We start from the raw sequence: 8,185 nt of genomic DNA, 5'->3' as shown, positions 1-8,185 counted from the left end.
TTGGTCTTGGGGCTGTTGGTCTTGGGGCTGTTGGTCACGGGGCTGTTGGTCATCGGGACAGGGCGTCATCCGCGAGGCGGTCGCCCAGGCCCAGGGCGCTCATCGCAGGCGTCACGCCGGGCCGCGCTCCTGAAGTGCGCGTCACGGTCGCCTCGGGGGCAGTCCGATCGTCACGCCGCCGCTGACCGTGTGCGCCTGGACCACGGCGCTGTGCTGCACGTCGCCGCTGATGGTGTTGTGGAGGGAGCCCGGGGCGGGAGCCGTGGAGGGCGGGGTCAACTCGTCGAGCAGCGCGCGGAGTTCGGCGGCAGCCTCAGGGTCGTCGCGCAGGGTGCGCCGGAGCCGGGTGCGCCAGGACGCCTGAACGTCCGCCGCGGCCTCCTCGTCGTCGGCGTCCCGCGCGGCGACGAGATCGGCCCGCGACTCCTCCAACTCGCCCACGACGGCCTCTTCGTCCCGCCCCCGCGAGACGAGAACGACGACCCGATCCCGCACGTTCGCCCAGCCATCCGTCACCATCTGCTGCACGAGCGCCGTCGCCCCGGCCGTCGCCAGCGCCGCCAACTCCGCGTCCATCGGGCCGCCTTCATCTCAGGGTATGGGTTCCCACGGTAGCCGGACCGACCGACAACGCCCCCGTACAGCACCCGAGGAATCCCCTGTGGGGACCCCTGGGACACGCACTCACCTATACACCCGCGCCACCCTCCGCTCGTACCCCCTCCTCCAGAACGCCTTCCACAGAAGTGCGATCGGCGTGGGCACGTCCGCCAGGAGGCGTTTGCGTTCGCCGGGCAGGGCGTAGTGCAGCAGCATGCCGAAGAGGACCGGCAGCCGACGGCCCGCCGCCTTGAGCTCGCCCTTCACGAACTCCTCGAACTCGGCCTGGCTGACCTGGCGGGTGATCGCCGGGAAGACCTCGGCCTCCTCCAGGGCGAGGTGAGGGCGCAGGACGTCCAGCAGTTCCCGGATGACCGGGGCGCGTTCGGGAAGGGGGCGGGTGCGGTCGGCCGCGTCGTCGGCGAGTTTCTGGATGAGGGCGTGCTCCTTCTCCAGCTCGTCGAGGATGGTGCCGATGCTCGGCTCCCGGTCGCGTACCAGGGGGTGGAGTTTTTCGTCCTCGCCGTGGTGGTGCTGATGGAGTACGGCGATCACCAACTCGATCTGTTCCTGGACCGCTTCGGCCCGCCGACCGGACTCGGCGGCGTCTGCCAGCCGACTCAGTTCCTCGCGCAGCCCCCGGTGGATCAGGATCCCGCCGATGTCGTCAGGCTGCGACTGCGACTGCGTCTGTGGCTGTGGCTGTGGCTGTGGCTGAGGCTGAGGCTGAGGTTGTGACTGCGGATTCGGATCTGGCTGCGATCGTTCCGTCGTCATGGTCGACTCCGTCCCCCGTGTGGTCTGGTCTCCGTCGAGGCGTACGGAAGCCATCCCTAGCGGGCGCGGAACGGTCACGCGAGGCGGCTCGTGCGGGGCGCGCAGGGCGGGTGGGTCGCGCATCGGCGCGTGCGGTCCGGTCGTCCGGCCGAAGGTGTGGGAGCTGCGCCGTACGTCGACTGCCGGGGCTCCTGAGGCGGCGCGCATCCGGGTCCTCGTACGCCGTCCGGCCGTTTTCGTGTGCGCCAGGACCGGTCCGTCCCCGTACGCGCGGTCGGGCGGGCACTCCGGTGGGAGTGATCCCGAACGCCCGCGCGCGGCGGACGTATTGCGTACGGGGGGGGCGGCGCGGGAGCCGGCGCCGCGGGGCCCCCGGAGTTACCCCCACGGACCCCCGCGACACTCGGCGTTGCTGATCAGCCCGTGCCCGCCGCGGCCTTCCGCAGCGTCACGAGCTCCCCGTACATCACGTCGCCCGGGCACTCCGTCGACAGCCAGTCGCGGTGGCCGCTGATCTCGTGGACGTCCTTCGTGGTGCCGTTGATCGGGTTGGTGTACGTGACCTGGGCCTGGGGGTCGACCCCGTGGAAGCGGGTCAGGGCGCGGACCAGGCTGGTGAGGGACGCGCGGGCTGCGTCGGTCGGGCCCTGCTCCATCAGGTTGCCGAGGAGGGCGATGCCGAGGTTGCCCGAGTTGAAGCCGCTCGTGTGGAAGGCGGTGACGAGCTTGCCGTCGGCGTCGTGGGCCGCGACGCCGTCGTCACCCGAGTAACGGCCTTCGTAGACGTTGCCCTTGTCGTCGATGAGGAAGTGGTAGCCGATGTCGCCCCAGTCGTTCGTGATCGCGTGGAGCTGGTAGATCGCGCGCACCGTGGCGGCCGGGTCCGGGTCGTCGTTGGCGGTGGCCGTGTGGTGGACCGTGAACGTCTGGAACGGGTAGTACGCCGTCGGCGTGTTCTCCGTGCCGTCCGGCTTGAAGCGGAGCTTCTCGTCCGCGCCCCAGGCCGCCCGCGAGAGGTAGGCGACACCGCGCACCCGGGTCGTGTCCGCCGGTACCGCAACCTTGCGGCTCGGGCCCTGCGTCGTGTCGATGGCCAGCGAACGCAGCCCGGTGGCTCCGTCCGGCGCCTTCAGCTCGTAACCCGCGGCCCGGTCGACGGGGATGAGCAGCGCGCCGCCGTTGCTGTCCGAACAACCGTTGCCGCTCAGGGACTTCCAGGCTCCCTTGCCGCCGTCGGCGTCGGTCAGCCGGATGCCACCGCCGGTGGCCTCACGGATGCCGACCCAGCGCACGCCCACGTAACCGATGGGGAAGGCGGCCTCGACCGGCGCCTCGCCCGTGGCCTCCTTGGCCCGGGTCTTCGGGAAGGTCTCGGAGGTCGTACCGGGCTCGGCGTCGGTGGTGTCCGAACCGGCCGCGTCCGAGGTGGTGTTGGCCATCACGACGGGGGTGAGCGCGGCGCCCGCCGCGACCGCGCCCGCCGCACCGATCAGCCCGCGCCGCGTCACGCGGGACCGGGCGCGGTGTGACGCGGGAGCGGGAGAAGAGGGAGCAGAGGGAGAAGAGGGGGGAGGGGTGGGGTTGGTGGGGGGAACAGTCATGGGCTTCCTTAGGTGTTCCTGGTCGTTCCTGACGGCGGCGGGGCGTACGGGCCCACACGCCAGCCATGCTTGAAGACTCAACGGAGCATAGGGGTTCCGGTTACCTGCCCTGTCCGTACCCCTCGATAAAATCCCCGGATGCACTCCTCCCCCTCCTCCCCCGCACGTCTCGTCCATGAATTTCATCTGGCCTTCGGACTCGACGCCCGCACGACACCGACAGAGGTCTCCCCGGAACTCGCGGCCCATCGCGGTGAGTTGCTGGCGGAGGAGGCCGCCGAGGTGGCGGAGGTCTCCGTCGCCGGGCCGCTCGACCGGCTGGCGCACGAGCTCGCGGACGTCGTGTACGTCGCGTACGGCACCGCGCTCGTCCACGGCATCGACCTGGACGCGGTCATCGCCGAGATCCATCGCGCCAATATGACGAAGCTGGGGCCCGACGGGCGGGTCAGTCGCCGGGCCGACGGCAAGGTCCTCAAGGGGGACCACTACCGGGCTCCGGACGTGTCGGACGTGCTGCGGAATCAGGGCTGGGAGCCTCAGTCCACCGTCTGACCTGCGTTTTCTCCTGATTGTCAGTGGCGTGCGTTACGAATTGATGTGTCACGCAGCGTCACGACGGGGGAGGTAGTGATGACAATGCAGGGTGCGCCCGATCCGGAATCGGAGCAGGGTCGTGCGGCGGCGGCAGAGCCCAGCCGTACGCATGTCTCGGTCGCCGGGTTGCGGGCGCGGGGGTGGAACGACGGGATAGTGCGCCGGTTGTTGGGGGAGCCCGACCGGTTGAGCGCGCATCCGCGTTTCCGCTCGGCGCCGTGGACCCGGATGTATCGCGTCGAGCGTGTCGAAGCCGCCGAGCAGAGCGCGGAGTTCCGGTCGGAAGCGGCGCTCCGGTCGGGAGCGGAGTTCCGGTCGGGAGCGGAGTTCGCGGCGCGGCGGTCCGGTGCGGTGCGCAAGGCCGCGGGCCCGAGGGGGCGGGAGGCCGTGGCGCGCCGACGGCGGGAGGTGCTGGCCCGGATTCTGGCCGAGCCCATCGACGTACCGCGGATGGACGCCGGGGAGTTGGCGCGCCGAGCCGTCGAGCACCGCGCCCGGCGAGAGAGGGAGGCCACCGCAGGCGCCGCAAGCACCGCCAGCACCGCAAATGCCCTCGGCGCCCCCAGCACCCTCAGCCCGCCCCGCTCCCCCAACGCGCCCCGCTCCCCCAACCCGCCCCTCACCGATCCCGCATCGCTCGACCGATGGAAGGTCGACTATCTGCGGCACCGGCTCAGCCCCTACGACGAACTCCTCGAAGGCCTCTCCCACCGGGAGGGGCGAGTCAGGGCCGCGGCGCTGCTGCGGCAGCGGATCCACGCCGCCATCGCCGAGGCGTACCCGGGGCTCGCGGAGGAGTGCGAGCGGCAGGTGCGCGAGCAGCAGGTGCGCGACCAGCAACTCGGCCCGCCGGCTGGGGAAATCTCCGCACACAGTGATTGACACGTGCACGCAACGCTCGGGAAAACACCGCTTCCTACGGTCGGCGGGCGAGCGCCGATCACCCACCCGCAAGGAGCCGTGCCACCCGTGAAGATCGCCCACCGTACAGCCGCCCTGCTCTGTTCGTTCGCCGTAGCCGCGGGAGTCTCGCTGGCAGGCGCGAGCGCTCATGCCGAGGAGAGGAAGGACCTGCCCGAAGTGGCCGTGATCGGCACGGGCGGGACCATCTCCGGCGTCAGCACGAACCGCGTCTCGTTCCAGGACTACCAGTCGGGGAAGCTCGCGATCTCCAAGATGGTGGACGAGCTGCGACCGGAGGTGAACGGGCTGGCCAAGGTGACGACCGAGCAGTTCGGCAACAAGGGGTCGAGCGGCTACTCCATCGCGGACTACCGCAAGCTCACCGCATCCGTGGACGCCGCACTGAAGAAGAACGACGCCGTCGTGGTCACCACCGGTACGGACACGATGGAGGAGTTCGCGTACTGGCTCGACCTGACCGTGCGCAGCGACAAGCCGGTCGTCCTCACGGGGTCGATGCGCCCGTGGACCGTCATCGGCACGGACGCGCCGGCCAACCTCTACAACGCCATCAAGCTCGCCGCGAGCCGGAAGACCAAGTGCTACGGGACCGTCGTCATGCTCAACGACGAGATCCAGGCCGCCCGGGAGGTCCGCAAGTCCAACGCGCTGCGCATGGACACCTTCGAGAGCGGGCGCTCCGGGGTGCTCGGCGCCGTCGACCAGGACAACATCCGGCTCAACCGGGCACCGGCCCGGGTCCAGAAGTGCGGCAAGAGCGCCTGGCGTACACCCTTCGACCTGGACCGGATCGTCGGCAAGGTGAGTGCCAAGGAGAGCAAGCCGCTGCCGAAGGTGGAGATCGCGTACTCGTACCAGGACGCGGGCGGCGAGGCGATCAAGGCGTTCGCGGACGGCGGCGCCAAGGGGGTCGTGACGGCGGGCACGGGCGCCGGGGGCATATCGCCCGCGATGTCGACCGCGCGGACGGACGCGGTGAAGAAGGGGGTGACGTTCGCGTCGACCACCCGTACCGGATCGGGCGCGGTGTACGACTCGACGGGCACCACCGGCGTCATCGGTGCCGAGGACCTGAGCCCGCAGAAGGCCCGGCTGTTGCTGCTCCTGTCGCTCGCGGCGACGAACGACGAGAAGCTGATACGGGAGTGGTTCGCGACGCTGGGGACGGCCCAGTTCACCGCCAAGTGACAGCCGAGTTCACGACCAGATGACAGCCGAGTTCACGACCAGGTGACGACCGGATCGGCCACCAGGTGAAGGCTCAGTCGGCCACCAGGTGGCGGCCGACTGCGGCCGGTGACACCTCGCGGAGGATCCGCGGTGGATATTCGGATGCGGCCCCGCCGGGCGGGGCCGCATCATCGGCGGGTTGTCCTTCGACATCCACCGATCGCCTCGACGTCCACCGATCCGTCCACGGGAGGCCACCCATGCTGAAGCGCGTCACCGTCCCCACCCTCTTCAAGCCGCCCACCTACTCCCACGCCTCCGTCGTCGAGGCGGGCACGCGTCTCGCCTTCCTCGCCGGTTCCGTGCCCCTCAACGCCGACGGCGAGCTCGTCGGCCCGGGCGATCCCGTACGGCAGGCCGAGCGGGTGATCGCGAACCTGGGCGAGCAACTCCGGGCGATCGGCAGCGACTTCGAGCACGTCGCGTACACCGATGTGTATGTCGTGAGCAGTGACCCCGCGGTGCTCTCAGAGGTGTGGGACGTCGTGGAGGCCTCCCTCCTCAGCGTCGGCCCGCACTCCGCCACCCTCCTCGGCGTCGCGTGCCTCGGATACACCGGCCAGCTCGTGGAGATCACGGCCACGGCCGTGGTCCCGGACCCCGCTTCCGACCAGGCCTAGAGTCCCCCCATGCTCATCGAACACCGCGGGCAGCGCCCCGTCGTCCCGGCCTCCGCGTACGTCGCGCCGACCGCCGTCCTCTGCGGCGCGGTCACCCTCGGCGAACACGCCCGCGTACTGCACGGTGCCGTGCTCACCGCGGAGGACGGGGAGGTGAGGACCGGCGACAACGTCGTCGTCATGGAGAACGCCCTCGTACGGGGACGGCGACGGCACCCCGTACTCATCGGAAACGCCGTGCTCATCGGACCGCACGCCCACGTCAACGGCGCGCGGATCGAGGACGAGGTGTTCGTGGCCACCGGAGCCTCCGCCTTCCCCGGAGCCGTCGCCGGCGCCGGTTCGGAGCTGCGGATCAACAGCGTGCTGCACGCCAACTCGATCCTGCCGCCCGGCTCGGTCGTACCCATCGGATGGATCGCCGCCGGCGCCCCGGAAGCCCAGCTCTTCGCACCTGGCCGGCACGACGAACTGTGGGAGGTGCAAAGGGAGTTGGACTTCCCGGGCACGGTGTACGGCGTCCCGCGCGGCACCTCGATGCGGGACATCATGGCCCGGCAGGCGGACCACTTCGCCGCGCACCTCGACGACCGCGTCCTCGACGACGACCACGACCACCCCTCGACCGACCACCCCTCGACCGACTGACGTCCCGGCCAGGACCGAACCGGCACGCCCCACACGTGCCGGGCCCGTTCAACCGCGGGCGTTCCGGGCGTTCCGGGCCAGCTCCAGCGCGTACGACGGCCACCACTGCCCGGCGGTCGGTCCGCCCCGGCAGGTGCCGTCGGACTCGCCCGGGCGCTTGATCCACAGGTAGGCGTCGATCAGCGGGGAGCCGGTGGCGGTGGTCGGCGGTGTTCCCAGGGCCCTGCCCGGCGGATTGCACCAGGAATCGGTGCCGGTGTAGGGGCCGTTGCCGTTGCGGCTGGTGTCGATCACGAAGTGCTTGCCGCCGAGAGCCGCCGACAGCCGGTTGCCGTACGCCGAACTGGCCGCGTCCGTCTGGAAGTTGGAGACGTTCAGCGCGAAGCCGTCGGCGCGGGCGATGCCCGACTGCGTGAGCGGCTCGACCAGTCGCGAAGTGTCCGGCAGCCAGGCTGAGTTGCCCGCGTCGAGGTAGACCCGGGTACCGGGCTGTCGCTTGAGGCGGTCCACTGCGTACGCCAGCAGTGCGTACCGCTCCTCGGCCACGACCGAGGCGCAGCCCGCCACCGTCTGCGCCACGGCGTCCGGTTCGACGATCACGTACGCGTCCCGGTCGCCGAGCCCCGTCGCGAACTCGTCGACCCACTTCCGGTAGCCCGCGGCGTTCCAGGCCCCGCCCTTCGAGTACGAACCGCAGTCGCGGTGCGGGATGTAGTACGCGACGAGTACGGCCGTACGTCCCTGTCGTGCGGCTGCGGCGGTGCGGGCCCGTACCACCGCCCGGGACGCGGGGCCGTTGAGCCACTCGGCCTGGGGTCGGGTGGCGATCCGGTCCATGAGCAGGGCGTCCGCGGTCCGTCCCGCGAGGCGCCATTCGGCGGCCTGGAGGGCGGCACGGGACCGGGGATCGACCCAGAAGGACTCCACGGGACCGGGCCCTCTCACCTGCGGCTCGCCCCGCCCGGCCCCACCGGCCCCACCGGCCGGACCGACACCTGACACCCCGCCCGCGCCGGACATCTCACGTGCACCCGAGGTCCCGGCACCCCACAGACCCGCCGGGGCGGCGACCACCAGAGCGGCCAGCGCGACAGCGACCACCCGAACCCGGCCCCCGGCACGGCCCCGAACCCGGAACCAACCCCCGCGACGGCCCAGGCCCCGACCCAGATCCCGGCCACCAGCGAA

10 protein-coding genes are annotated in these 8,185 nt (G+C 71.1%); 6 read left to right on the top strand and 4 right to left on the bottom strand.

The window, feature by feature from the left end:
• Positions 1-141: 141 nt before the first annotated feature.
• On the bottom strand, positions 142-576 hold the full coding sequence (locus tag ACIBEI_RS27855) for a hypothetical protein (RefSeq protein WP_398892980.1): 435 nt from the start codon (positions 574-576) through the stop codon (positions 142-144).
• A 108-nt stretch (positions 577-684) separates the two neighbouring features.
• Positions 685-1,215 (bottom strand): hemerythrin domain-containing protein, encoded by a 531-nt coding sequence (locus tag ACIBEI_RS27850; RefSeq protein WP_398893066.1) that lies wholly within the window; start codon positions 1,213-1,215, stop codon positions 685-687.
• On the opposite strand from ACIBEI_RS27850, the gene ACIBEI_RS27845 reads away from it, so the two are divergent.
• On the top strand, positions 1,138-1,338 hold the full coding sequence (locus ACIBEI_RS27845) for a hypothetical protein (protein ID WP_398893070.1): 201 nt from the start codon (positions 1,138-1,140) through the stop codon (positions 1,336-1,338). The genes ACIBEI_RS27850 and ACIBEI_RS27845 overlap by 78 nt on opposite strands.
• Positions 1,339-1,793: 455 nt before the next feature.
• Here ACIBEI_RS27845 and ACIBEI_RS27840 read toward each other — a convergent pair whose 3' ends face one another.
• Entirely contained in the window at positions 1,794-2,885 is a 1,092-nt protein-coding gene (locus tag ACIBEI_RS27840; protein WP_398892979.1) for a peptidoglycan recognition family protein, read from the bottom strand.
• Between the two features lie 231 nt (positions 2,886-3,116).
• Between ACIBEI_RS27840 and ACIBEI_RS27835 the strand changes: the two genes are divergently transcribed.
• The 5 genes from ACIBEI_RS27835 to ACIBEI_RS27815 all read left to right on the top strand — a co-directional run bounded on the left by ACIBEI_RS27835 (position 3,117) and on the right by ACIBEI_RS27815 (position 6,997).
• Entirely contained in the window at positions 3,117-3,533 is a 417-nt protein-coding gene (locus ACIBEI_RS27835; RefSeq protein WP_398892978.1) for a MazG nucleotide pyrophosphohydrolase domain-containing protein, read from the top strand.
• Positions 3,534-3,611: 78 nt separating this feature from the next.
• On the top strand, positions 3,612-4,457 hold the full coding sequence (locus tag ACIBEI_RS27830; RefSeq protein WP_398892977.1) for a hypothetical protein: 846 nt from the start codon (positions 3,612-3,614) through the stop codon (positions 4,455-4,457).
• An 87-nt stretch (positions 4,458-4,544) separates the two neighbouring features.
• Positions 4,545-5,687, top strand: a complete 1,143-nt coding sequence (locus tag ACIBEI_RS27825) for an asparaginase (RefSeq protein ID WP_398892976.1) — start codon at positions 4,545-4,547, stop codon at positions 5,685-5,687.
• Between the two features lie 242 nt (positions 5,688-5,929).
• Positions 5,930-6,349, top strand: coding sequence for a RidA family protein (locus tag ACIBEI_RS27820; RefSeq protein ID WP_398892975.1), 420 nt, complete (start codon positions 5,930-5,932; stop codon positions 6,347-6,349).
• A 9-nt stretch (positions 6,350-6,358) separates the two neighbouring features.
• Complete coding sequence (locus ACIBEI_RS27815; protein WP_398892974.1) at positions 6,359-6,997, top strand: gamma carbonic anhydrase family protein; 639 nt, start codon at positions 6,359-6,361, stop codon at positions 6,995-6,997.
• 48 nt (positions 6,998-7,045) lie between these two features.
• On the opposite strand, the gene ACIBEI_RS27810 is transcribed toward ACIBEI_RS27815, so the two are convergent.
• Positions 7,046-8,017, bottom strand: a complete 972-nt coding sequence (locus tag ACIBEI_RS27810) for a glycoside hydrolase family 6 protein (protein ID WP_398893065.1) — start codon at positions 8,015-8,017, stop codon at positions 7,046-7,048.
• Positions 8,018-8,185: the final 168 nt, after the last annotated feature.

Source organism: Streptomyces sp. NPDC050988, assembly GCF_044456225.1.
GTDB lineage: Bacteria > Actinomycetota > Actinomycetes > Streptomycetales > Streptomycetaceae > Streptomyces.
Note: the sequence above shows the minus strand (reverse complement) of the source record. Positions and strands in the feature narration are given on the sequence as shown.

What these genes read in the sequence shown, in the direction of transcription:
- ACIBEI_RS27810 (WP_398893065.1), bottom strand. Translation starts at nt 8,017, where the DNA reads ATGTCCGGCGCGGGCGGGGTGTCAGGTGTCGGTCCGGCCGGTGGGGCC.
- ACIBEI_RS27815 (WP_398892974.1), top strand. Translation starts at nt 6,359, where the DNA reads ATGCTCATCGAACACCGCGGGCAGCGCCCCGTCGTCCCGGCCTCCGCG.
- ACIBEI_RS27820 (WP_398892975.1), top strand. Translation starts at nt 5,930, where the DNA reads ATGCTGAAGCGCGTCACCGTCCCCACCCTCTTCAAGCCGCCCACCTAC.
- ACIBEI_RS27830 (WP_398892977.1), top strand. Translation starts at nt 3,612, where the DNA reads ATGACAATGCAGGGTGCGCCCGATCCGGAATCGGAGCAGGGTCGTGCG.
- ACIBEI_RS27835 (WP_398892978.1), top strand. Translation starts at nt 3,117, where the DNA reads ATGCACTCCTCCCCCTCCTCCCCCGCACGTCTCGTCCATGAATTTCAT.
- ACIBEI_RS27845 (WP_398893070.1), top strand. Translation starts at nt 1,138, where the DNA reads ATGGAGTACGGCGATCACCAACTCGATCTGTTCCTGGACCGCTTCGGC.
- ACIBEI_RS27855 (WP_398892980.1), bottom strand. Translation starts at nt 576, where the DNA reads ATGGACGCGGAGTTGGCGGCGCTGGCGACGGCCGGGGCGACGGCGCTC.